The sequence below is a fragment of the Brevundimonas sp. genome, from assembly GCF_052436175.1.
Classification (GTDB): domain Bacteria; phylum Pseudomonadota; class Alphaproteobacteria; order Caulobacterales; family Caulobacteraceae; genus Brevundimonas.
This window is the reverse complement of the sequence record NZ_JBQVNM010000004.1, coordinates 70009-91772: the sequence shown is the minus strand read 5'-3', so window position 1 is coordinate 91772 and position 21764 is coordinate 70009. Positions and strand designations below refer to the sequence as shown.

Sequence of the window (21764 nt, the reverse complement as noted above, 5' to 3'; positions counted from 1 at the left end):
CGGCGGCGGCGTCCTCGACCTCCGCGGGCGTCGCCGGTCGTCCGCCCAGGGCCCGGATGCGCGCCTCCAGCACGCGAGCGGCCCGTTCGGAGCGTTCGGCGTCGGCGCGCAGCACGGCCATGAGGGCGGTCTTGCGGCGGCTGAGCTGTTCGATGTCGGAGCGGCGGTCGGTCTGGCTCGAGTCGAGGGTCAGCAGCCGCTCGGACGACAGGACCGCCAGTCGGCGCACGCGGGCGATCTCCTCCTGCTGGGCGACGACGGCCCGGGCGCGCTTTTCCAGCTCCGGCGCCATGGCCCGCATCAGGATGGCCGCGCGCACCGTATCCACGGCCCGGTCGGCGGGGATCAGCAGGGGCGGCGGCGGATCCCGGCTCATCATCTGTAGCCCCGACAGCAGACGCCCCTGTTTAGCCCGGGCGCGCGACAGGACGGCGACCAGCTCGGCCTCGCGACGGCTGAGTTGGTCCAGACGCGCGCGCTGGGCGGCCACCTGGGCGTCATCGGCGCTCTGGGCCTGCTGCAGGCCCGCCAGCCGTCGGTTCAGCTCGGCCAGTTCGCCCGCAGCCTCCAGAGCGTCGGCCCGCAAGCGCCGCGCCCGCACCAGTTCGTCGCGATACTCGGCCTGAAGACCCGGCAGTTCGGCGTTCGGCGCGGGTGTTCTCTGGCCCACGGCCGGGGTGGCCGCGAGCGCTGCGACGCCGCACAGGATCAGGAGCCGTTTCATTCAGTCGCGATGATAGGGCGATCCGGCCAGGATGGTCACGGCCCGATAGACCTGTTCGGCCAGCATGGCCCGCGCCAGGGCGTGTGGCCAGGTCTGGGGTCCGAAGGCCAGGGTCGACCGGGCCGCGTCCAGCACCGACTGATCCAGCCCGTCCGCCCCGCCGATGACGAAGACAAGCTTGCGCTCGCCGCGATCTCTCAGGGTCGCGATGTGATCGGCGAAGGCCCGGCTGCCATAGGTCTTGCCCCGCTCGTCGCAGGCGATCAGGTGTGCGCCCTCGGCGGCGGCCAGCAGCAACTCGGCCTCCGGCGCCTTGCCGGTCTTGCGCGGCTCGAGGTCGATCAGCTCCAGCGGACCGAGGCCGAGCGACCGCCCGGCCAAGGTCGCGCGCGAGGCGTAGTCGGCCGCCAGCGTGGCCTCGGGCCCGCGCCCGGGCTTGCCGATAGCGGCCACGGCCAGCTTCATGGGATCAGACGGCGGAGGGGGTGCGGTGGGCGCTGTCCACGGCCCAGATCTTCTCGATGTTGTAGAAGACGCGGACCTCGGGGCGGAACAGGTGGATGATGACGTCGCCGGCGTCGATCAGAACCCAGTCGCAGTGCGGCAGGCCCTCGACCTTGACCTTGCCCAGGCCGTGATCCTTGAGCGTGCGCAGCAGGTGATCGGCCAAGGCGCCGACGTGGCGGTGCGAGCGGCCCGAAGCCACGATCATGGTGTCGGCCATCGGGGATTTACCCTTCAGGTCGATCAGGACCATGTCGAGGGCCTTGTCGTCGTCCAGCTTCTTCAGAATGGCGTTTTCGAGATCGGTGGCGCCGACCGGCAGCGGGTCACGCGGACCATCGAAACCAGCGTCAGACTCACCGTCCTCGTCATGGAGGGCGACATAGGCGTCCTCTTCGTGGGCCGAATTGGAAACGGCTTCGTCTTGCGCGTCATACGCGGTCGAGGGGGTCAGCGGAGGGCTCCGAGGTGGTTACTAAAGCCCGCCTGTAGCACGGATCGCGTCTCAGGTCACCCGGCGCCCGTGTTCACGACTTCGCGTGACGGCCCGCCGCCCGGAGCGCCGTGGAGGAACTGCGGTTCAGGGGCGCGGTCAGATAGGTCCAGGCCGGCGCGCTCATCAGGGGCAGAAGCCGCGCCTCGGCCTCCGACACCCGCCAGGGACCGAAGCGACGCGCGGCCGGGGCCGAGCGGCTTTCCAGCATGGACCCGGGCCGGGCGAACACCGCCACCGGCATCATCCGCATGATGTCGGTCCAGCCCCGCCAGCGGTGGAAGGTCGCCAGATTGTCCGACCCCATCAGCCAGACGAAACGCACCCCGGGATGGCGGGCCTTGATCGCCCTCAGGGTGTCGACGGTCCAGGCCGTACCCATCCGGGTCTCGACGTCCGAGACGATCATCGACGGACCGCGCGCCCAGTCCCGGGCCGAGGCCATTCGGGCGTCCAGGGGCGCGGTCTCCTGACGCCCCTTCAGCGGGTTCTGCGGCGAGACCAGCCAGACCACCCGATCCAGCCCCAGCCGGTTCAGGGCCGTCTCCGCCACATGCAGATGGCCGTCATGCGCCGGATTGAAGGAGCCGCCGAACAGACCGACCGTCATCCCCGGTGCCAGGTCCAGCCCATCCCTCAGCGCCCCCGAACGGGGACCGGAGGCCTTGGGCGCGGGACCGGCGTGGAAGAAGGACAAGGCGGAACGCGCTCTGGACGGCTTATGCTCAGGGGTGCGCTAACACGCCGGAACGGCCTTGTCCTGACAATATTGGCGACAGGAAAGGTCGGTCACGGCGTCCAGGCGCCGGCCTGGTCGACCACGCGGCCATCGCTGTCGATCTCGCCGCGCGTCTTCCTGACCTCGGCCCAGGCGGCGCGCAGCAGTTCCGGTACGCCTTCGCCCGAGACGCCGGAGACCAGCATGGGGCGACGGCCGGCGACGGCCTCCAGCTCGGCGGCCTTGGCCTCGCGCGTCTCGGGATCCAGCGCGTCGATCTTGTTCAGGGCCAGGATCTCGACCTTTTCCGCCAGACCCTCGCCATAGGCGTCCAGCTCGCCGCGAATGATGCGATAGGCCTCGGCGACGTCGTCTTGGGTGCCGTCAATCAGATGGATCAGGGAGGCCGAGCGTTCGACGTGGCCCAGGAACCGCGTGCCGAGACCCGCGCCTTCACTGGCGCCCTCGATCAGGCCGGGGATGTCGGCGATGACGAACCGCTCGGACGGCGACAGGTCCACCATGCCGAGGTTGGGCGCCAGGGTGGTGAAGGGATAGTCGGCGATCTTGGGTCGGGCGGCCGACGCCGCCGCCAGGAAGGTCGACTTGCCCGCATTGGGCAGGCCCGCCAGGCCGATGTCGGCGATCAGTTTCAGCCGCAGCCAGATCCAGCGCTCCTGACCGTCCTGGCCCGGATTGGCGAAACGGGGCGCCTGGTTGACCGGCCCCTTGAAGCGGACATTGCCCCAGCCGCCGTTGCCGCCGCGCAGCAGGCATTCGATCTTGCCCGCCTCGTCCATGTCCAGCAGGACCGTCTCCTTGTCCTCGTCCAGCACCTGGGTGCCGACCGGGACCTTCAGCACCACGTCCTCGCCCTTGGCGCCGTGCATCTGGCGGCCCTGGCCGTGGTGGCCGGTCTGGGCCTTGAAATGCTGCTGATAGCGATAGTCGATCAGGGTGTTCAGCCCCTCGACCGCCTCGATCCAGACCGAGCCGCCCGTGCCGCCGTCGCCGCCGTCCGGCCCGCCGTTGGGAATGAACTTCTCGCGCCGGAACGAGACGGAGCCCGCCCCGCCGTTGCCGGAGCGGATATAGATCTTGGCCTGGTCGAGAAATTTCATCGGAGACTTTGTCAGGGCGCTAACGCGCGGCTCGCGGAGCCGTGCTGCTTGAGCGCTGGGCCTATACCCCAAGAGAGCGGCGATTTACAGGCGGGGTCGAACCGGCGCCGTTTACCCGCGCCTAAGCCTGTCGGGCGTAGGCTGGCGACATGTCCCCCGTGGCCTCGACCTCCACCGCCGCCCTGACCGGTTTCGCCGCCGTCGCGGACGCGCGCGCCGAGGCTCTGGAGAAGCGGCGCGAGGCCAAGCAGAAAGAGGCCGAACAGGCCATCGAGACGCTGAAACAGGCGCGCACCGCGGCCAAGGACGTCCAGAAGGAGATGGCGCGGCGCAAGCTGGAGCAGATCAAGCAGCGCATCGCCATGCTGAAGATGACGGCCTCGATGGACCCGGAAGGGACCGCCCGCCAGATCGCCGCCCTGTCGCGCGAGCTGTCTGCGGCGGTTAAGGCCTATGCGGGCGCAGCGGGCTCCGGCGGCGGCGGGGTCAGCGTCGATGCGAGTGCGGCGGCGGGAGCCCAGACGCTTGGGGCCGGGGCCTCAGCCGACGCAGCCGCCGGAGCCGAAGACGCCGTTGCCGGGGGAGAGCCTGTTCCGGCCGCCGAACCCGCCGTCGCGACTGACGGGGCCGAGACGCAGGAAGGCGTCGGTCAGGACGACAAGCCCGACACGGCCGCCGCCCGGGCCGCCGAACTCTATCGCCAGATCCAGTCCTCGCCCGAAGCCCAGGCCCGCGAACGCGACCGTGAGGCGAGGAAGGCCGAGGCGGCCGACGCCGAGGATTTCCTCAAACAGGCGCGCGACCTGGCCAAGGCGCTCAAGGATATCCTGCAAAAGGTCGCCGAGGCCGCGAAGGCCAAGGGCGAGAAGGGCCGCGAGGATGTCGAGGACGCGGAGAAGGCTCTGGGCCAGTTGACCCAGGACATCAACTTCGCCGCCGGCTCGATGCCCGCCGCCCCGGTCGCCCTGGCGGCCTGACCGTCTTTCACCTCTTCATCGCCGAAGGGCGATGGGGAGGTGAGCGTCAATCCGGGACGTTGGCGTCCAGTTCGTCCAGCCACACGCGCGCGTTGCCGTCGGACGGCGCACGCCAGTCGCCGCGCGGCGACAGCGAGCCGCCGGTCACCACCTTGGGCCCGTTGGGCAGAGCCGAGCGCTTGAACTGGCTGGTCTGGAAGAAGCGGATCAGGAACTTCCGCAGCCAGAACTTGATCGTCGCCAGATCGTATTCGACCTTCTCGTCGTCCGGCGTGTTGGCGGGCCATTCGCCCCTGGACGCATCGCCCCAGGCCTGATGGGCGAGGAAGGCCACCTTGGACGGCCTCAGGCCAAACCGGCTGATGTAGAACAGGAAGAAGTCGTTCAGGGCATAGGGACCGACGGTCCCCTCGGTCGACTGGATCTTGCCGTCCGCGCCGGCCGGGACCAGCTCGGGCGAAATCTCCGTGTCCAGAATGGCGTGCAGCACATCGGCGGCGGCGCCGTCATGTTCCCTGCCCGCCACCCAGCGGATCAGGTGCCGGATCAGGGTCTTCGCCACCCCGCCGTTGACGTTGTAGTGGCTCATGTGGTCGCCGACGCCATAGGTGGCCCAGCCCAGAGCCAGTTCCGACAGGTCGCCGGTGCCCAGCACAAAGCCGCCGTTCTGGTTGGCCAGGCGGAACAGATAGTCGGTGCGCAGGCCCGCCTGGACGTTCTCGAAGGTGATGTCGTGGACCGGCTGGCCGTCCGCGAACGGATGGCCGATGTCCTTCAGCATCTGTTCGGCGGCGGGCCGGATGTCGAGCTCAGCGCCGGTCACGCCCAGCGCCTTCATCAGGGCCCAGGCGTTGGACTTGGTGCCCTCCGACGTCGCGAAGCCGGGCATTGTATAGGCCAGGATATCGGTCCTCGGCATCTCCAGCCGGTCGAAGGCGCGGCAGGCGACCAGCAGGGCCTGGGTCGAATCCAGCCCGCCGGAGACGCCGATGACGATCTTCTTCGAGCCCGTCGATTTCAGGCGCCGCATCAGACCCTGGACTTGGATGTTGAACGCCTCGTAGCAGTCCTGATCCAGCCGGGCGGGGTCGTCGGGGACGAAGGGGAAGCGGTCGAGGGGGCGGAGCAGGGCGCCGGTCGCGGCGGCGTCCCGCGCCTCGAACGGCACGACGGTCGCCGCCTCGCCCTCGTTGCGGACGCATTCGGAGAAGGTGCCGTTGCGCAGACGGTCCAGACCGATCCGGTCCACATCCACGTCGGCGACCGTCAGGTGCGAGGTCAGGGCGAACCGCTCGCCCTCCGCCAGTTTCGCGCCCAGCTCATGGATCGTCGCCTGACCGTCCCAGGCCAGGTCGGTGGTGCTCTCGCCCCAGCCCGAGGCGGTGAAGACATAGGCCGCGATGGCGCGCGACGACTGGCTGGCGCTCAGCATGGCCCGCTCGTCCGCCTTGCCGATGACGATGTTCGACGCCGACAGGTTCAGCAGGATGCGCGCGCCCGCCAGCGCGGCCCGGGTCGAGGGCGGCTGGGGCGCCCAGAAGTCCTCGCAGATCTCGACGGCGAAGACGAAGCCCGGCCGGTTCACGGCCTCGAAGATGAGGCCGGGCGCGAAATCCACCGTCTCGCCGTTGATGACGACGCTGTCCTCGGTGCGGGCCGGGGCGGGAGCGAACCACCGCTTCTCGTAATATTCGCGGTAGTTGGGCAGATAGGTCTTGGGAACCACGCCCAGCACCTCGCCGCCGCCGATCACCACGGCGCAGTTGAACAGGGCGTCGCCGCTGCGGATCGGGGCCCCGATCACCGCCACCACGCCGGTCTCCTCCGTCACCGCCGCCAGACGGTCGATCTGCGCCTCGACCTCCTCCAGCAGGGCCGCCTGCATGTGCAGGTCGTCGATGGCGTAGGCGCTCAGCGACAGTTCGGGGAAGACGATCAGATCGACGCCCTGTTCGCCCGCCTTACGGATCAGGGCCTCATGCTCGGCAGCGTTGGCCCTGGGGTCGGCGATGTGGACCACCGGCGTCGCGGCGGCCACGCGCACGAAGCCGTGGGTGTGAGGGCTGAAGAAGGCGTGGGTCTCGGACATCTGTTCTTCCGCTCTGAATGTGCGGATTAGCACAGACGACGTGACCTTTCACACTCTGGTGTCTAAAGCCTGATCCCATGAGCGATACGCCCAAAAAAGGTTGGTTCCAGCGGCTGAGCGACGGCCTTTCGAAGTCGTCCAGACAGATGACCGATCAGGTCGTCTCCACCTTCGTCAAGGAGCCCCTCGGCGAAGAGGCTCTGGAGCGGCTGGAGGAGCATCTGCTGGAGAGCGATCTCGGCCCGGCGGCGACCGACCGGATCGTGAACCGCTTCCGCGACCTGCGTTTCGGCAAGGGCGCCGACGAGCGCGAGGTCAAGGAGGCTCTGGCCGAGGCCGTGGCGGCCGAACTGGCCCACCGTCAGGCGAGCTTCGATCCGCTGGGGCCCGAGGGCGTGGCCGGGGGGATCAAGCCCTTCGTGGTGCTGTTCGTCGGGGTCAACGGTTCGGGCAAGACGACGACGCTCGGCAAGATCGCCGCCGACCTGACCGGCAAGGGCGCCAGGGTCATGATCGTGGCGGCCGACACCTTCCGCGCCGCCGCCCGCGAGCAGCTGAAGGTCTGGTCCGAGCGCGCGGGCGCCCATTTCGAGAGCCGTCGCGACGGGGCCGACGCCGCCGGTCTGGCCTTCGACGCCTACACCAAGGCCCGGGCCGAGGGCTTCGACGTCGTCCTGATCGACACGGCCGGCCGGCTGCAGAACAAGTCCGCCCTGATGGACGAACTGCTGAAGATCGTGCGGGTGCTGAAGAAGATCGATCCGGAGGCCCCGCACGAGACCCTGCTGGTGCTGGACGCCACGGTGGGCCGCAACGCCCTGGAGCAGGAAAAGATCTTCGGGCGCACCGCCTTCGTCACCGGGGTGGTGATGACCAAGCTGGACGGCACGGCGCGCGGCGGGGTGCTGGTTCCGGTGGCCCAGGCGTCCGACGCCCCCCTGAAACTGATCGGCGTCGGCGAAGGCGTCGAGGATCTGCAACCGTTCGACGCCCGCGCCTTCGCCCGGTCGCTGGTCGGGCTGGAGGACTGACGTCATGGCCGAAGCGAACCGCAAGGGCTCCAACATCCGTCAGGCCGTGGATTTCGGCGCCCTGGTCGCCTTCATGGCCGCCTATGCGGTCAACCGGTTCGCGCGCGGACTGGACGGTCAGGAGGCCCTGCTTCAGGCGACCTGGGTGCTGATCGGCGCCTCGGCCATCGCCCTGATCGTCGGCTATGTCGTCGAGCGGCGGCTGGCGCCCCTGCCCCTGCTGACCGGCGGCTTCGCCCTGATCTTCGGGGTGCTGACCCTGGTGTTCCACGACCCGAACCTCTTGAAGATCAAGCTGTCGATCCAGAACGGCCTCTTGGCCGCCGTGCTGCTGGGTTCGCTGCCGCTGGGCAAATATCCGTTCAAATATCTGCTGGGCGAGGCCATCAAGATCACCGACCGGGGCTGGCGCGGCCTGACCCTGAGATACGGCCTCTATTTCGCGGCCGTCTGCATCGTGAACGAGATCATCTGGCGCACCCAGTCGGACGACACCTGGGTCGCCTTCCGGGGCGGCCTCTGGATCGCCTCGGCCGCCTTCGGCATCTGGCAGGTCTTCTTCATCATGAAGCACCTCATCAAGGACGAGGAGCCGGAGCCGGTCTCGCCGGACACCGGGCTCTAGGCCCGCGCGGGAACCGGGGACGCCGCCATGATCAGCCCGCTGTTCGTCTGGTCCCTGACACTGACCCGCCCGGACGGGCGTACCGAAACGGTGGAGGCGTCGATCGGGGCGCCCGAGTGGAGCGCGGTCCTCCCCGACTGTTGGTCCTGTTCCATCCTCGTCAAAGGGCGGTTCCAGCAGCCTTTGCCTGTTTTCGGCGCCACGGCGATCCAGGCCCTCGGTCTGGCGGTCGACCTGGTCCGGCAGGAACTTGGCGCTCTAGCGGCTACAGGCGCACTGACCGACACCGTGTCCGGTCAGGCGATCCTCGCGGAAATGCTCGACGAGGCAAGCTTGAGGCCGCGGTCCGCCCGCGAAGGGCCGCCTGTCGTCAAACCGTAAAGCCGGACTGATAACCCTCCGCACACGGCCTGAAGGCTTGGGGGATGCGACATGGTGAAGTCCGGCAAGGCGAAGAAGACGGGGCCCCTGGCCCAGTCGCCCAGCCATCTGATGCATCGCGCCCTGCAGCTGGCGCTCGACATCTACGCCGAGGAGGCCGGTTCCGACGGGCCGACCCAGCGCCAGTTCGCCGTCATGGAGGCCGTGGCCGCCAGGGAGGGCCTGACCCAGACCGATCTGGTCCGGGCCACCGGCATCGACCGATCGACCCTCGCGGATCTGGTGGCGCGGATGACGACCAAGGGCCTGCTGGCGCGCGAACGCTCGACCATCGACGCCCGGGCCAAGGCCGTGCGCCTGTCCCCGGAAGGGCTGGCCCTGCTGGAAGCGGCCCGCCCCCGCGTCGCCGCCGCCGACAAGCGAATCATGGCCCTGCTGCCCAAGAACCGGCGCGAGGGCTTCCTGGAGATGCTTTCGGACCTGGCTGTCACGGCCGATGCGGCGCCGGAGGCCGCCCGCGCCGAGGCCAAGCTGGCCAAGAAGGCCGCCAAGGAGGCCCGCAAGGCCGAGAAGGCGGCGCGCAAGGGCGGCGACCTGCCCAAGAAGGTCGCCAAGCTCAAGAAGGCGAAGGCTCCGAAGGCCGGGTTGCCGAAGACCGAACCGGCCGCAGCCGTCGAGCCTGAAACCGTCGACTGATCAGCTCGCGTCGCAGGCGGCCGTCAGCGCCGCTCGCGCCACGTCCGGCATGACCATGGGGAAGAAGTGGTTCCCGCCCGCCACGGTCTCGACCGAGCGGCGACGGCGCGCATCAGGGCCGACGCGGCACGGCGATCCGGTTTCGGCCTTCAGCACCCGGAGAGGCCGGTCCAGCCGGTCCAGAACCCGCCAGGGGTCATGGCCCTGGGCGATGTAGTTGGACACCTCCCACTCGGGCGTACAGGCCAGAACCAGGCCGCCCTCGGCCGTCTCGACCAGACCGTCCTCCAGATAGTCGGCGATCATGGCGTCGGGCCAGCCCTTGAAGGCGCCGCGCCCGCGATAGGCCGTCAGGGCCTGCTCCCGGTCGTCGAAGGTCCGGCGTCGCCTGGTCGCCGCCTTGACCATGGGAATGCGGGACGGCAGGTCGCGCAGGATCGGGAAGCGGAAGGCGAAGGCGGCGCCCCGGCTCCAGATCACCGGATCGAACAGCACCAGCCGCGACACCCGATCCGGCCGCTTTCCGGTCGCCAGCAGGCTGGACGTCCCGCCCATGGAATGGCCGGCCAGAACTACGGGCGGCCCCTCGATCGTGTCCAGCAGGGCGGCGAGGTCGTCGCCGAGATCGTCCCAGCCGCGCCGCCCCGCCGTCTGCACGGGCAATCGCGTCCGGCCGTGGCCGCGCAGGTCGGGCATCAGGATGCGGAAGCGCTGGGCAAGCGGCGCCATGACGGTGCGATAGGTCCGCGCGTTGAAGCCGTTGGCGTGGACGAAGACCAGATCGACCGGCCGATCCGGATCCCCCATCTCGATCAGGGCCATCTCTCCGCCGCGCGCGGGCAACGACAGGGTGCATCGTCTCGGCGCCGTCACGTCCGTCGTGGCGAAATCCGTCATGAAGGTCGGGCTCAGCTCGCCGCGCGGCAGGCGGGGCAGCGGCCGTGCCCTTCGATGGTCGTGCGTTCGAGCGCATAGCCGGCGGCGTCGGCGGCCACAGCGAAGGTCTGGCCCACCGGGGCGACGACCTCCTCGGTCGCGCCGCAGCAGTCGCAGATCAGGAAGGCGGCCGCATGGCCCCGGGCCCCGGCGCCGTCGGCGGCGGTGCAGGCGACGTAGGCGCTGATCGAGGCGATCCGGTGCGCCATCCCCTTGCGCTCCAGAAACTCCAGGGCGCGATAGACGGTCGGGGGCTTGGCGGCCTGACCGTCCGGGCCATAGCGGGCGATCAGGTCATAGGCCTTGACCGGCTCGCCCGCCGTCAGCAGCAGCTCCAGCACGCGGCGGCGCGGCGCGGTCATCCGGTCGCCGTCGGTCAGACACCTTTGTTCGGCGACGTCCAACGCCCGGCCGACGGCTTCGACGCCGGGCGGATGCTGATGATGTTCGTGACCGCAGGCCGTTCCCATGCCCCACAGCTAAGGGCTCCGGTCCGTCGCCGCAACTCGCATCCGCGCCGCCGCGTTTGCCGCCGTCGTCTGCATCGGCTATGGACCCCGGCTTTCATTTTTCAGAGGTCCTCTTCACCGAGCCTCTCTCACAGAGCCACGCGTCATGACCGACACCCCCCTGCCTTCCGAGTCCCCGCTGACCGGCAACGTCCTGTTCTACAGCCAGCCCGAGCCGATCACGATCGAGGCTCATGGCGATCTGGGCGTCAACGCCACCGACAACCCCTACGCCTTCATCGCCCAGTCGCATCTGGTGCCTCTGACGGTGACAGAGTTCGCTCCGGCGGCCCTGTCCTATCCGGTGATCTTCCTGGGCGACACCAAACAACCCGTGGCCGTCATGGGTCTGGGCGAAGGCCAGAACCTCTTCATCGACGCCGCCGGCGCCCTGCGCGGCGACTGCTACATCCCCGCCTACGCTCGTCGCTATCCGTTCGTGTTCGCCAACGACCAGGAACAGAACCGCATGATCCTGTGCATCGACCGCGCCGCGCCCTTCGTCGCCAAGGGCGGCGAGGTGCCGCTGTTCGTCAACGGCGAGCCCAGCGACTACGTCAACGCCGCCATGGAGTTCTGCAACAACTTCGAGGGCGAGCGTCAGCGCACCGAGTCCTTCGTCGCCCTGCTGAACGAACTGGACCTGTTCGACACGCGTGAGGCCGTCTTCACCCCGCGCGACGAACAGGGCAACCCGGGCCAGCCCCAGAAACTGGCCGAGTACCAGGCCGTGTCGGAAGACAAGCTGAAGGCCCTGTCGCCCGAGAAGCTGGCCGAGCTGCGCGACAACGGCGCCCTGGGCCAGATCTACGCCCACCTGCCCTCCCTGCTGGGCTGGGACGGCCTGATCGCCCTGGCCGTCCAACGCTCGAACGCCCCGGCCGGCAACGCCTGACCGAGGTCACGCCCCAAGGAAAAGGCCCCGCCGGCGACGGCGGGGCCTTTTTGTTTCAGTCCGGCAAGGGCTCCGGCGGCCTATCGCCGGGTGAACAGGGCTCGGGTCAGGCAGGAGAAGACCAGACGTCCGCCTTCGTCCAGCAGGTCGTGCTGGGCGATGACGATGCCCTTCTCGTCGCCCACGGGATCCTTGCCCATCACCGTCATCCGGGCGCGCAGGAGCTCGCCGGGCGGGGGGTTGCGCAGGAAACGCAGGCCATCGACGGCCAGGACCTTGGTCTGGGCCCAACCGGCGGCCTTCTCGGTCGCGAGGCGAGACCAGAGGGCATAGATCATGGCGTCCGGCGCCCCGTAGGCCGGATCCCAGCCCGGGGCGAACCGTTCGGCGAAGGCCTCCACCCCGGCCTCGTCCACCGCAATGGCGCCGAGCTGCAGCACCTGGCCGTTGTCGATGTCCTCGAAATGGACGTGCAGCGGGTCGCTCATCGACGGAAATCCTGAAAGACGCTTCAGGGCTCTTCTGACACGCGGACCAGCAGCTTGCCATCGTGATCGCCGGTGAACAGGCGATTCAGCGAGGTCACCGCGCCTTCCAGCCCGTTGTCGACGTGGACCTTCCACTTGACCTTGCCCTCGGCCAGCCAGGGGCCGAGCTCGGCGACCATCTCCTTGGCGCGGGGCGAATAGTCCATGACCAGGAAGCCCTGCATCGTCATCCGGTGGGTGATCAGGCGGCTGAGGTCGGGCGACGGCGGGCGCTTGGTGGCGTTATAGGCCGAGACCATGCCGCAAACAGCCATCCGCGCGTGGATGTTCAGCCGGTTCCAGACCGCCACCATGATATCGCCGCCGACATTCTCGAAGTTCAGGTCCACGCCGTTGGGCGCCAGCCGGTCCAGGGCCTCGCCGACGTCCTCGTTCTTGTAGTCGATGGCGGCGTCGAAACCGAGCTCGTCGGTCAGCCAGGCGCATTTGGCCGGGCCGCCGGCGATGCCGATGACATGGGCGCCCTTCTGTTTGGCGATCTGGCCCGCGATGGAGCCGACGGCGCCGGCGGCCGCCGAGATGACCATGACCTGACCCGGCTCGGGCCGCAGCACGTCGGTGACGCCGAAATAGGCGGTCATGCCGGTCATGCCGAGCACCGACATATTGGCCGTCAGCGGCAGGCCGGGCGCGCGGTGCACGCGGCTGGCGGCGGCGGCGGGGATGGCCGCCCGGTCCGACCAGCCTCCGGCGGCGGTGGTGACCAGATCGCCCGGCTGGAACCGGTCCGAGTTCGACTGCTCGACCACGCCCAAGGTCAGGCCGCGCATCACGGCGCCGAGCGCCACCGGCGGCAGATAGCCCTGGGAATCGTTCATCCAGGTGCGGTTGGTCGGGTCGAGCGAGAGATAGATGGTTCTGACCAGGATCTCGTCCGCGCCGGGGACCGGGACCGGGGTCTCCACCAGTTCCAGGTCGCCGTCCTGGATCAGGCCCTGCGGCCTCTGTCTCAGCACCCACTGGCGGTTGGTCGCGGCCATGATCGTCTCCCTGATGTCGGCGGTCGGAGGGCGTCCGCCGCGCGTCTCTTTTGAGAACCCAATCTGGCGCGTCTCCCTGCCAGTGTCGAGGCCGCCGACCGCCTCGCCACAGCCTCTTGTGCGGGATTTATGTTTTCGCAGTGCAGCATCGTGTATGATCGCCGTTCGCACACCGATCCGTGCGCCAGAAAACGGACCCATCCCCGGATGACCATGCTCTACGCCCTGCATGAACTGGCCTATACCTCCGCCCAACCCTGGCGGCTCGGCGCCCAGGCGGCGCGCCAGTTCTGGACCTCCCCGCTCAATCCCATGGCCGACACCGCCATCGGCCGCACCGCCTACGCCTCGGCCGAACTGTTCGAGAGCGTGACCCGTCGCTACGGCAAGCCCGACTGGGGCCTGGAGGTCGTCACCGTGGACGGCAAGCCGGTGCGCACGACCCAGCAGGTCGTTTGGCAGAGCCCCTGGGTCAAGCTGATCCGCTTCGCCCGCAACGTCGGCGATCTGAAACGGGCCGGAAAGCCGGTGGCGGCGCCCTCGGTCATGATCGTGGCGCCCCTGTCGGGCCACTACGCCACCCTTCTGCGCGGCACGGTCGAGGCCTTTATCCAGGACCACGACGTCTATGTCACCGATTGGACCAACGCCCGGCAGGTGCCGATGCTGGAGGGCCGGTTCGACTTCTATGACTATATCGACCACGTCCGGGACATGCTGGCCGTGATCGGGCCGCGCGCCCACGTCGTGGCTGTCTGCCAGCCCGGACCGCCGGTGCTCGCCGCCGCCGCCGTGATGGCGGCCGAGAACGACCCCAACCGTCCGGCCTCCATGACCTTCATGGGCTCGCCGATCGACGCCCGCCTGTCGCCGACGGTGACCAATGAACTGGCCGAGGAGAAGCCCTTCGCCTGGTTCAAGTCGAACATGATCCACACCGTGCCCTGGCCCTATCCGGGCTTCGGCCGGCGGGTCTATCCGGGCTTCGTCCAGCTCTACAGCTTCATGTCGATGAACGAGGAGCGGCACCGCGACGCCCACTTCGACTACTTCCGCCACCTGGTCGCCGGCGACGGCGACGGAGTCGAGAAGCACGAGGAATTCTACAACGAGTATCTGTCGGTCCTGGACCTGACCGAGGAATTCTACCTCCAGACCATCGATCTGGTGTTCCAGCAGCACGCCCTGGCCAAGGGGGAGTTGGTCCATCACGGCAAACCCGTCGACCTGTCGGCCATCACCGACATCGCCCTGTGCACCGTCGAGGGCGAGAAGGACGACATCTCCGGCGTCGGCCAGACCCAGGCCGCCCATGGCCTGTGCCCCAACATCCCCGACGACCAGCGCCTGCTCTATGTGCAGCCGGGCGTCGGCCACTACGGCGTCTTCAACGGCCGCCGCTTCCGCGAGGAGATTTATCCCCGCGTCACCGACTTCATCGCCAGGAATGAAAAGTCTGCTGTCCAAGAGCCCCGCGTATCAGCACGGTCAAAGACTGCCGCTTGAAGCCCTTCTGCCGGGGACGAGGGGCTCTCTGCGTCTGACGGTCAATCCGCGCGCCCGCCGCATCTCGATCCGCATCGATGCGCGGGCCGGAGAGGCCGTGGCCGTGGCCCCGCGTGAACGGCTGCTGGCCGACGCCGTGGCCTTCGCCCGGTCGCGCGCCGTCTGGATCGCCGAACGACTGGCGGCCCGGCCCGAGGGCACGCCGCTGGAGCCCGGCGGGACCATTCCCGTTCACGGCGTCCCGACGCGGCTGGAAGCCACCGGCACGACCGGCGCCGCGCGCCTGACCGAGGATGCGGACGGCCCGGTCATCCGCTCGGGCGGCGAGGGCGAGGCTTTTTCCCGCCGCGTCGAGAACCTGTTGAAACGGCTGGCGCGTCAGGCCCTGCTGGAGCGGACCGAGACCCATTTGAAGGCGCTGGGTCAGAGGCCGGTCCGCGTCTCCATGGTCGACACCCGTTCGCGCTGGGGCTCGTGCAGCCCGCACAACCGGTCGATCCGCTATTCCTGGCGGGTGATCCTGGCCCCGCCCGCCGTGCTCGACTATCTGGCCGCGCATGAGGTGGCCCATCTGGTCCATGCCGATCACAGTCCGGCCTACTGGAGCGTGGTTCACCGGCTGGTCGGGGATCACCGGCCGTTCCGGGCCTGGCTGAGGGCCCATGGACAGGCGCTGCACGCCGTGGGGCGTTAGGTTCAGCCCAGGACGAAGTTCAGGACGACGGTCCGTTCGCCTTCCACGCCCGGGGTCGCCACGCCGCGCCGGACAGCCCGCAGCGCCGCCGCGCCGAAGCCGTAGCCCGCAGGCGTTTCCTCGACCACGACGCAGTCGAGCGGCATGGCCTGCTCGAACCGGCACTTCAGGGTGACCCGGCCCCGTCGGATGTCCTCACTGAGCGCCCGCTCGGGATATTCGATCGGCGGCCGCCGGCTCCACTCGACGGGCGGCGGAGCGGACGGCTGCTGGACGGCGAGAACGGCAAGGGCGGCGGACAGGATCAGCATGTCGCCGATCTATCCGCCGCCCTCATCGACAGCAAGCTGAGCCCTGGCCTGAAGCCGGTGAGATCAGCCCTTGGCCCAGACGCCGAACGGATCGCTCCACGACAGACCCATGGCCTCGGCCACGGCCGGATAGGTGATCTCGCCCTTGAGAACGTTCAGGCCGCGCGCGAGGTGCGGATCCTTCTTCAGCGCCTCCAGACCATGGTCGGCCAAGGCCAGACCGAACGGCAGGGTGGCGTTGTTCAGGGCCTCGGACGAGGTGCGCGGCGCGGCGCCCGGCATGTTGGCGACGCAGTAGTGGACGACGCCGTCGACCGTATAGGTCGGGTCCTCGTGGGTGGTGGCGTGGCTGGTCTCGAAACAGCCGCCCTGGTCGATGGCCACGTCGACCAGAACCGAGCCGGGCTTCATCTTCTTGAGCATGTCCTTCTTGATCAGCTTGGGCGCCTCGGCGCCCGGGACCAGGACCGCGCCGATGACCACGTCGGCCTTCAGGGCCTCCTCCTCGATGGCGCCGATGGAGGAATAGCGGGTGATGACCCGGCCGCCGGTCAGTTCGTCGATATAGGCCATGCGCGGGATGGACCGCTCCAGCACCACCACCTCGGCGCCCAGACCCATGGCCATGCGCGCGGCGTTCAGGCCCACGACCCCGCCGCCCAGCACCAGAACCCGCGCCGGAGCCACGCCGGGAACGCCGCAGAACAAGAGGCCCATGCCACCGTTGTGCTTCAGCAGGGTCTCGGCGGCCGAGAAGACGGCGATCCGGCCGGCGACCTCGGACATGGGCGCCAGCAGCGGCAGGCCGCCGCGCGCGTCGGTCACCGTTTCATAGGCGACGGCGGCGCATTTCGAGGCCAGCAGGCCTTTGGTCTGCTCGGGGTCGGGCGCGAGGTGCAGGTAGGTGTAGAGGATCTGGTCCTCGCGCAGCATCTTCCACTCGACCTTCTGGGGCTCCTTGACCTTCACGATCATGTCGTTGGCCGCGAAGATGGAGGCGGCGTCGGCGACGATCTCGGCGCCCGCCCGCTTGAAGTCCTCGTCGGTGAAGCCGGCGCCGAGGCCCGCGCCCGTCTGGACCTGGACCGTGTGGCCGTGGGCGACGTATTCGCGCACCGCCGTGGGGGTCAGGCCGACCCGGTGTTCGTTGGTCTTGATTTCCTTGGGAACGCCGACACGCATCAGAGGTCTCCGGGCAGGCCCGGGCGGGACGCCGACGGGCGAGATGGCTGTTGGATTCGACTTCTAGCGACGATCAGAATGCAGGTTCCTGTTCATTTCCGCGACTGATCGCCGTAAATGTGCAGAAACCACCGCTGGATTGCCGAATGAAGACCGTTTCCGCCGTCACCTTAGACGCGACCGACCGAAAGATGCTTCGTGCGCTTCAGGCGGACGGGCGGATGAGCAATGCGGACCTGGCCCGGGCGGTCAATCTGTCGGAGAGCGCGTCGCTCCGCCGCCTGCGGGCGCTGGAGACGGCGGGGGTGATCAGCCGCTACGCCGCCATCATCAACGAACGGGCCGTGGGCCTGCCGATCAGCGTTTTCGTCACGGTCACCCTGTCCAGCCAGGCCGAGAGCGCCCTGACCGCCTTCGAGACGGCCATCGCCACCGTGCCGGAGGTGGTGGAATGCTATCTGATGACCGGCGGGTCGGACTATCTGCTGCGGCTGGTGGTGCGCGACGTGGATGACCTGGAGCGGGTTCACTCCCGCGAGCTGACGCGCATCCCCGGCGTCACGCGCGTCTCCTCCAGCGTGGCCATGCGGACGGTGGTCAAGCGGGGGGCGTTGCCGGTCTAGGCCTCAGACGTACATCCCCTCGCGCAGGTTGAGGCCGTGCTCGACCCAGGCCTTGAGGGCCGCGAGCATCTGGGACCAGCCCATGCAGTTGCCGAAGGCGGCCTTGAGCCCCATCTCGGTTTCGCGCCAGCCGCTCTCCTCAATGGTGACAAGGGTGCGGCTGTCGCCGTCAAGCGGCTCGAAGGTCATGACCACCGTGGTCATATAGGCGGCGCCCGCTGACGCCGCGCCCTCCTCCGGCGGGCCGTCGTTGGCCTCCCATTTCAGGACGATGCGCCGGTCCGGTTCGACCTCGACCACCTCGACCGGAAAGGCGCCGGGGAAGTCGGCGAAGTCCCACTGGACGGTCTTGCCCATCTCCAGCCGGCCGACAGCGCCGCCGGTGGTGAAATAGCCGGACAGCTTCGCCGGATCGGCCACCGCCTCGAACACCTCATGGACCGGGCGGGCGACGCGGGCGGACACCTTAAACTTCAAATCCATCGGCCTGTGCTCCTTGTTCCGCAGGCATAATGTTATATTCTTATAACATGTCAAGCGAGGCGAATCAGGACCGGGTGTTCAAGGCCCTGTCGGCGGGGGTGCGCCGCGCCCTGCTGGACGCCCTGAAGGATGCGCCGAAGACCACCGGGGCCCTGTGCGCCCAGTTCCAGCCGCTGGATCGCTGCACGGTCATGCAGCATCTGAAGGTGCTGGAGGGGGCCGACCTGATCATCGTCCAGCGTCAGGGGCGGGAGCGGTGGAACCACCTGAACCCCCTGCCCATCAAACAGGTCCACGACCGCTGGATCGGCCCGCATGCGGCGCGGGCCGTCGATCTGCTGGACCGGCTGAAGACGGATCTGGAAGCGGCGGACTGACGCCTGTTTGAGCGCCCCTATTTCAGGGCCAGGGTCACCTGTTTCACATCGACATACTCATCGATGCCGTGGATCGAGCCCTCGCGGCCGTAGCCGGACGACTTGACCCCGCCGAAGGGGGCGACGGCGGTGGAGATCAGGCCGGTGTTGATGCCGATCATCCCCGCCTCGATGTGGCGGCCGATCCGCATGGCCCGGTCGAGGTCGCGGGTGAACAGATAGGAGGCCAGGCCGAACTCCGAGTCATTGGCCTTATCCATCACCTCGGCCTCGGTCTCGAACGGGAAGACGGGGATCAGGGGGCCGAAGGTCTCCTCGCGGCGGAACAGTTCATCGTCCCCGCCGAGGGTCACGGTCGGCTGGAAGAAGCGGCCGCCCAGTTCATGGCGCGCCCCGCCGGTCAGGACCTGGCCACCGTCGGCCTTCACCTGAGCCAGATGCTTCTCGACCTTGTCGATGGCCTTGTCCTCGATCAGGGGGCCGACCTTGACCCCGGGCTCGAACGCCGGGCCGACCGGGATCTTCGCCACCTCGGCGGCCAGTTTCGTCGCGTACTCCTCGGCCACCGACGCCTCGACATAGACGCGGTTGGGACAGACGCAGGTCTGGCCCGAGTTGCGGAACTTGCCCTTGATGGTCTCGGCCACGGCCACGTCGATGTCGGCGTCGGCGAAGACGATCAGGGGCGCCGCCCCGCCCAGCTCCATCGACACCCGTTTCAGCGTCCCGGCCGACTGTTCGGCCAGAAGCCGCCCGATCGGGGTCGAGCCGGTGAAGGACAGCTTACGGATCAGGGGCGAAGCCGTCAGGACGCCGCCGATGGTCGCGGCGTCGCCGGTGACGACGCTGAGGGCTCCCTTGGGCAGGCCGGCCGCATAGGCCAGTTCGGCCAGAGCGATGGCGGTGAAGGGCGTCTGGCTGGCCGGCTTGACCACGGCGGTGCAGCCGGCGGCGAAGGCGGGGCCGAGCTTCCTCGTCAGCATGGCCGCCGGGAAGTTCCAGGGGGTGATCAGGGCGCAGGGCCCGACCGCCTGTCTGAAGGTCAGGATGACATGGCCGAGCGGACTGTCCTGGGTCTCGCCGATCAGCCGCTCCGCCTCGCCCGCGAACCATTTCAGGAACGAGTTGGCATAGGCGACCTCGCCCTTGGCCTCCTCGAAGGGCTTGCCGTTCTCCAGAGCCATCAGGGCGCCCAGCCCCTCGGTGTTGTCGTCGATCAGACGAGCCCATTCGCGCAGGAAGGCCGCGCGCTTGTGCGGGTCGGAGCGCGACCAGTCAGGGAAGGCCTCATGCGCGGCCTGAATGGCGCGCTCGGTCTCGGCGACGCCGAGGTCAGGGATGTGGCCGAGGACCTCGCCGGTCGCCGGATCGTCGACGGCGATCCCCTTGCCGGAGACCGGCACAGCCTCTCCCGCGATGAAGGCGTGCTGGCGCAGCAGCTTTAGTCCGGCGTCGCGGGCGGCGGTGTTCATCACAGTCTCCAATCTCCCTCCCCCGGAGTGGGGAGGGACGGCGGAGCGAAGCGGAGCCAGGGTGGGGAAGTCCGGGGCGCGTGCGGCATCACACATCCCCACCCGGATCGCTGCGCGATCGTCCCTCCCCATGAAGGGGAGGGAGAACCATAACGCCCTGCCCCCGCGTCAGGTCACGCAGAAAAATCAGTCGCCGATCGTGTCGAGGTCCCGGCCCATCGTTTCCGGCAGGAAGACGATGGCGCTGACGGCGGCCACGGCGGTGAAGGCGATGGCGTACCAGAGGCCGAAGTAGATATTCCCGGACCAGGCCACCAGGGCGAAGGAGGCGGCGGGCAGGAGGCCGCCGACCCAGCCCGTGCCGATATTGTAGGGCAGGCTCATGGCCGTATAGCGCACCCGCGTCGGGAAGAGCTCGACCAGAGCCGCCGCCTGGGGTCCGTAGAGGGCCGTCGCGGCGATGATGAAGATCATCAGCACCCCGAAGGTCGCCCACCAGTTCAGCCGCGCCGGATCGGCCTTCAGCGGATAGCCGGCCTCCGCCAGGGCCGCCTTGATGGAGGTCTCGACCCCTGCACGCGCGGCCTTAAGCTCGGCGGGCGCCAGGCTGCGCCCCTCGACCGAATCCACCTCGGCGCCGCCGATGCGAACCAGGGCGACGGAGCCGGGCTCGGCCGGCCGGTTCTCGTAGGAGACCCCGGCGTTGGACAGGACCGACTTCACGATGTCGCAGGACGAGGCGAAGGCCGCCTTGCCGACCGGATCGAACTGGACGGCGCAGGCGGCCGGGTCGGCGATCACCACCACCGGGGCTCGGGCCTGGGCCTCGGCCAGGGCTGGGTTGGCGGCGCGGGTCAGGGCGTGGAAACCGGGGAAGAAGGCCACCAGGGCCAGCACCATGCCGCCGATCATGACGGGCTTCCTGCCGATCCGGTCCGACAGCCAGCCGAAGAAGACATAGAATCCGGCCGAGGCGATGGTCACCGCCAGGATCAACTGGTCCACCGTGCCGACGTCCACCTTCAGCACCCGCTCCATGAAGAAGCGGGTGTAGAAATAGCCCGCGTACCAGACGGCCCCCTGGGCGAACATGATGCAGACCAGGGCGATCAGGACGAAGCGGCCGTTCTTCCAGGTCAGGAAGGCCTCGCGGAACGGGGCGCGGCGACCGGCGCCCTCGGCCTCCATCCGCTTGAAGGCGGGGCTCTCGTGCAGCTTGAGCCGGATCCACAGGGAGATGGCCAGAAGGCCGCCCGAGAGGATGAAGGGAATGCGCCAGCCCCAGGCGTCGAAGGCCTCGACTCCGACGATGGCGCGTACGCCCAGAATGACCGCCAGCGCCCCGATCAGGCCCAGCGCCGCGGTGGTGTTGATCCAGCTCGTCAGATAGCCGCGCGTCTTCGGCGGGCTGTGTTCGGCGACATAGATGGCCGCCCCGCCGTATTCGCCGCCGAGCGCGAAACCCTGCAGGATGCGCATGAAGAGCAGCAGGATCGGCGCGACGATGCCGATCTGGCCGTAGTCGGGCAAGAGGCCGATGGCCACGGTGGCTGCGCCCATCAGGATGATGGTGGCCAGGAAGGTCGCCTTTCGCCCGGTCCGGTCGCCGAACCAACCGAACACCAGGGCGCCGAGCGGCCTGACGACGAAGCCGACGCCGAAGGTCAAAAGGGCCAAGATATAGCCGGTCGCCTCGCCGACGTCGGCGTAGAAGTGCCGGGCTATGATCGTGGTCAGCGACCCGAAGATGAAGAAGTCGTACCACTCGAAGGCGGTGCCGGCGGCCGAGGCGGCGACGACGGTCCTGAGGGGGGGAGCCTCACCCTTGCCCGCTGTGCTCGCCATGTCATTCGCCCCCTGGATCGTTCTGCATCGTTCGACCCGTCTGC

25 protein-coding genes are annotated in these 21764 nt (G+C 68.8%); 10 read left to right on the top strand and 15 right to left on the bottom strand.

Annotated features, from left to right (window positions below; genetic code table 11):
* The 5 genes from ACT6QK_RS02160 to obgE form a co-directional block, all read right to left on the bottom strand.
* Positions 1–724: murein hydrolase activator EnvC family protein (locus ACT6QK_RS02160; RefSeq protein WP_444596180.1), on the bottom strand; the 724-nt coding region annotated here is incomplete at its 3' end.
* Positions 725–1189: a 23S rRNA (pseudouridine(1915)-N(3))-methyltransferase RlmH gene (rlmH, locus tag ACT6QK_RS02155; RefSeq protein ID WP_444596179.1), complete on the bottom strand. Its 465-nt coding sequence runs from the start codon at positions 1187–1189 to the stop codon at positions 725–727.
* Between the two features lie 4 nt (positions 1190–1193).
* A complete protein-coding gene (gene rsfS, locus ACT6QK_RS02150) occupies positions 1194–1682 on the bottom strand; it encodes a ribosome silencing factor (protein WP_444596185.1) in 489 nt (162 codons plus the stop codon).
* Positions 1683–1755: 73 nt separating this feature from the next.
* Entirely contained in the window at positions 1756–2418 is a 663-nt protein-coding gene (locus tag ACT6QK_RS02145; protein WP_444596178.1) for a nicotinate-nucleotide adenylyltransferase, read from the bottom strand.
* Between the two features lie 92 nt (positions 2419–2510).
* Positions 2511–3560, bottom strand: coding sequence for a GTPase ObgE (gene obgE / locus ACT6QK_RS02140; protein WP_444596177.1), 1050 nt, complete (start codon positions 3558–3560; stop codon positions 2511–2513).
* Between the two features lie 149 nt (positions 3561–3709).
* Between obgE and ACT6QK_RS02135 the strand changes: the two genes are divergently transcribed.
* Complete coding sequence (locus ACT6QK_RS02135) at positions 3710–4537, top strand: hypothetical protein (protein WP_444596176.1); 828 nt, start codon at positions 3710–3712, stop codon at positions 4535–4537.
* Positions 4538–4583: 46 nt separating this feature from the next.
* Here ACT6QK_RS02135 and ACT6QK_RS02130 read toward each other — a convergent pair whose 3' ends face one another.
* Complete coding sequence (locus ACT6QK_RS02130) at positions 4584–6626, bottom strand: NAD(+) synthase (RefSeq protein WP_444596175.1); 2043 nt, start codon at positions 6624–6626, stop codon at positions 4584–4586.
* Positions 6627–6703: 77 nt separating this feature from the next.
* On the opposite strand from ACT6QK_RS02130, the gene ftsY reads away from it, so the two are divergent.
* From ftsY to ACT6QK_RS02110, 4 genes are read left to right on the top strand one after another with little or no spacing between them, the layout of a single operon-like run.
* A complete protein-coding gene (ftsY, locus tag ACT6QK_RS02125) occupies positions 6704–7657 on the top strand; it encodes a signal recognition particle-docking protein FtsY (protein ID WP_444596174.1) in 954 nt (317 codons plus the stop codon).
* A gap of 4 nt (positions 7658–7661) precedes the next feature.
* Positions 7662–8282, top strand: a complete 621-nt coding sequence (locus ACT6QK_RS02120) for an inner membrane-spanning protein YciB (RefSeq protein ID WP_444596173.1) — start codon at positions 7662–7664, stop codon at positions 8280–8282.
* Positions 8283–8309: 27 nt separating this feature from the next.
* Positions 8310–8663, top strand: coding sequence for a hypothetical protein (locus ACT6QK_RS02115; RefSeq protein WP_444596172.1), 354 nt, complete (start codon positions 8310–8312; stop codon positions 8661–8663).
* A gap of 51 nt (positions 8664–8714) precedes the next feature.
* Positions 8715–9359, top strand: a complete 645-nt coding sequence (locus ACT6QK_RS02110) for a MarR family winged helix-turn-helix transcriptional regulator (RefSeq protein ID WP_444596171.1) — start codon at positions 8715–8717, stop codon at positions 9357–9359.
* Here the strand turns inward: ACT6QK_RS02110 and ACT6QK_RS02105 are convergent, their stop codons facing one another.
* Entirely contained in the window at positions 9360–10256 is an 897-nt protein-coding gene (locus ACT6QK_RS02105; RefSeq protein ID WP_444596170.1) for an alpha/beta fold hydrolase, read from the bottom strand.
* A gap of 11 nt (positions 10257–10267) precedes the next feature.
* On the bottom strand, positions 10268–10765 hold the full coding sequence (locus tag ACT6QK_RS02100) for a Fur family transcriptional regulator (protein ID WP_444596169.1): 498 nt from the start codon (positions 10763–10765) through the stop codon (positions 10268–10270).
* Between the two features lie 145 nt (positions 10766–10910).
* Between ACT6QK_RS02100 and ACT6QK_RS02095 the strand changes: the two genes are divergently transcribed.
* A complete protein-coding gene (locus tag ACT6QK_RS02095; RefSeq protein WP_444596168.1) occupies positions 10911–11699 on the top strand; it encodes a SapC family protein in 789 nt (262 codons plus the stop codon).
* 80 nt (positions 11700–11779) lie between these two features.
* Here the strand turns inward: ACT6QK_RS02095 and ACT6QK_RS02090 are convergent, their stop codons facing one another.
* Positions 11780–12187 (bottom strand): MaoC family dehydratase, encoded by a 408-nt coding sequence (locus tag ACT6QK_RS02090; RefSeq protein WP_444596167.1) that lies wholly within the window; start codon positions 12185–12187, stop codon positions 11780–11782.
* A gap of 23 nt (positions 12188–12210) precedes the next feature.
* On the bottom strand, positions 12211–13227 hold the full coding sequence (locus ACT6QK_RS02085; RefSeq protein WP_444596166.1) for an NADP-dependent oxidoreductase: 1017 nt from the start codon (positions 13225–13227) through the stop codon (positions 12211–12213).
* Between the two features lie 213 nt (positions 13228–13440).
* On the opposite strand from ACT6QK_RS02085, the gene ACT6QK_RS02080 reads away from it, so the two are divergent.
* Positions 13441–14733 (top strand): polyhydroxyalkanoate depolymerase, encoded by a 1293-nt coding sequence (locus ACT6QK_RS02080; protein ID WP_444596184.1) that lies wholly within the window; start codon positions 13441–13443, stop codon positions 14731–14733.
* Positions 14675–15427 carry a M48 family metallopeptidase gene (locus tag ACT6QK_RS02075; RefSeq protein WP_444596165.1) on the top strand — a complete coding sequence of 251 codons (753 nt, stop codon included), beginning with the start codon at positions 14675–14677 and terminating at the stop codon, positions 15425–15427. The genes ACT6QK_RS02080 and ACT6QK_RS02075 overlap by 59 nt, the downstream gene beginning before the upstream one ends.
* A 2-nt stretch (positions 15428–15429) precedes the next feature.
* Here the strand turns inward: ACT6QK_RS02075 and ACT6QK_RS02070 are convergent, their stop codons facing one another.
* Together ACT6QK_RS02070 and ald are read right to left on the bottom strand one after the other, a co-directional pair.
* Entirely contained in the window at positions 15430–15738 is a 309-nt protein-coding gene (locus ACT6QK_RS02070) for a hypothetical protein (protein WP_444596164.1), read from the bottom strand.
* A gap of 63 nt (positions 15739–15801) precedes the next feature.
* Entirely contained in the window at positions 15802–16920 is a 1119-nt protein-coding gene (gene ald / locus ACT6QK_RS02065) for an alanine dehydrogenase (RefSeq protein ID WP_444596163.1), read from the bottom strand.
* Between the two features lie 146 nt (positions 16921–17066).
* Between ald and ACT6QK_RS02060 the strand changes: the two genes are divergently transcribed.
* Positions 17067–17543 (top strand): Lrp/AsnC family transcriptional regulator, encoded by a 477-nt coding sequence (locus ACT6QK_RS02060; protein WP_444596162.1) that lies wholly within the window; start codon positions 17067–17069, stop codon positions 17541–17543.
* A gap of 3 nt (positions 17544–17546) precedes the next feature.
* Here ACT6QK_RS02060 and ACT6QK_RS02055 read toward each other — a convergent pair whose 3' ends face one another.
* Positions 17547–18026 carry an SRPBCC family protein gene (locus ACT6QK_RS02055; protein WP_444596161.1) on the bottom strand — a complete coding sequence of 160 codons (480 nt, stop codon included), beginning with the start codon at positions 18024–18026 and terminating at the stop codon, positions 17547–17549.
* A gap of 47 nt (positions 18027–18073) precedes the next feature.
* Between ACT6QK_RS02055 and ACT6QK_RS02050 the strand changes: the two genes are divergently transcribed.
* Positions 18074–18403, top strand: coding sequence for an ArsR/SmtB family transcription factor (locus ACT6QK_RS02050; protein ID WP_444596160.1), 330 nt, complete (start codon positions 18074–18076; stop codon positions 18401–18403).
* Positions 18404–18420: 17 nt separating this feature from the next.
* On the opposite strand, the gene ACT6QK_RS02045 is transcribed toward ACT6QK_RS02050, so the two are convergent.
* Together ACT6QK_RS02045 and ACT6QK_RS02040 are read right to left on the bottom strand one after the other, a co-directional pair.
* Positions 18421–19875 (bottom strand): NAD-dependent succinate-semialdehyde dehydrogenase, encoded by a 1455-nt coding sequence (locus ACT6QK_RS02045; protein ID WP_444596159.1) that lies wholly within the window; start codon positions 19873–19875, stop codon positions 18421–18423.
* A gap of 186 nt (positions 19876–20061) precedes the next feature.
* Positions 20062–21720, bottom strand: coding sequence for an MFS transporter (locus ACT6QK_RS02040; RefSeq protein WP_444596158.1), 1659 nt, complete (start codon positions 21718–21720; stop codon positions 20062–20064).
* Between the last annotated feature and the right edge of the window lie 44 nt (positions 21721–21764).

Coding starts and splice junctions, on each gene's coding strand:
- ACT6QK_RS02095 (WP_444596168.1), top strand. CDS start 10,911: ATGACCGACACCCCCCTGCCTTCCGAGTCCCCGCTGACCGGCAACGTC.
- ACT6QK_RS02110 (WP_444596171.1), top strand. CDS start 8,715: ATGGTGAAGTCCGGCAAGGCGAAGAAGACGGGGCCCCTGGCCCAGTCG.
- ACT6QK_RS02075 (WP_444596165.1), top strand. CDS start 14,675: ATGAAAAGTCTGCTGTCCAAGAGCCCCGCGTATCAGCACGGTCAAAGA.
- rlmH (WP_444596179.1), bottom strand. CDS start 1,189: ATGAAGCTGGCCGTGGCCGCTATCGGCAAGCCCGGGCGCGGGCCCGAG.
- ACT6QK_RS02070 (WP_444596164.1), bottom strand. CDS start 15,738: ATGCTGATCCTGTCCGCCGCCCTTGCCGTTCTCGCCGTCCAGCAGCCG.
- ACT6QK_RS02040 (WP_444596158.1), bottom strand. CDS start 21,720: ATGGCGAGCACAGCGGGCAAGGGTGAGGCTCCCCCCCTCAGGACCGTC.
- ACT6QK_RS02090 (WP_444596167.1), bottom strand. CDS start 12,187: ATGAGCGACCCGCTGCACGTCCATTTCGAGGACATCGACAACGGCCAG.
- ACT6QK_RS02115 (WP_444596172.1), top strand. CDS start 8,310: ATGATCAGCCCGCTGTTCGTCTGGTCCCTGACACTGACCCGCCCGGAC.
- ACT6QK_RS02050 (WP_444596160.1), top strand. CDS start 18,074: ATGTCAAGCGAGGCGAATCAGGACCGGGTGTTCAAGGCCCTGTCGGCG.
- ftsY (WP_444596174.1), top strand. CDS start 6,704: ATGAGCGATACGCCCAAAAAAGGTTGGTTCCAGCGGCTGAGCGACGGC.
- obgE (WP_444596177.1), bottom strand. CDS start 3,560: ATGAAATTTCTCGACCAGGCCAAGATCTATATCCGCTCCGGCAACGGC.
- ACT6QK_RS02100 (WP_444596169.1), bottom strand. CDS start 10,765: ATGGGAACGGCCTGCGGTCACGAACATCATCAGCATCCGCCCGGCGTC.
- ACT6QK_RS02080 (WP_444596184.1), top strand. CDS start 13,441: ATGCTCTACGCCCTGCATGAACTGGCCTATACCTCCGCCCAACCCTGG.
- ACT6QK_RS02055 (WP_444596161.1), bottom strand. CDS start 18,026: ATGGATTTGAAGTTTAAGGTGTCCGCCCGCGTCGCCCGCCCGGTCCAT.
- ACT6QK_RS02120 (WP_444596173.1), top strand. CDS start 7,662: ATGGCCGAAGCGAACCGCAAGGGCTCCAACATCCGTCAGGCCGTGGAT.
- ACT6QK_RS02085 (WP_444596166.1), bottom strand. CDS start 13,227: ATGGCCGCGACCAACCGCCAGTGGGTGCTGAGACAGAGGCCGCAGGGC.
- ACT6QK_RS02105 (WP_444596170.1), bottom strand. CDS start 10,256: ATGACGGATTTCGCCACGACGGACGTGACGGCGCCGAGACGATGCACC.
- ACT6QK_RS02045 (WP_444596159.1), bottom strand. CDS start 19,875: ATGAACACCGCCGCCCGCGACGCCGGACTAAAGCTGCTGCGCCAGCAC.
- ACT6QK_RS02135 (WP_444596176.1), top strand. CDS start 3,710: ATGTCCCCCGTGGCCTCGACCTCCACCGCCGCCCTGACCGGTTTCGCC.
- ald (WP_444596163.1), bottom strand. CDS start 16,920: ATGCGTGTCGGCGTTCCCAAGGAAATCAAGACCAACGAACACCGGGTC.
- ACT6QK_RS02060 (WP_444596162.1), top strand. CDS start 17,067: ATGAAGACCGTTTCCGCCGTCACCTTAGACGCGACCGACCGAAAGATG.
- ACT6QK_RS02130 (WP_444596175.1), bottom strand. CDS start 6,626: ATGTCCGAGACCCACGCCTTCTTCAGCCCTCACACCCACGGCTTCGTG.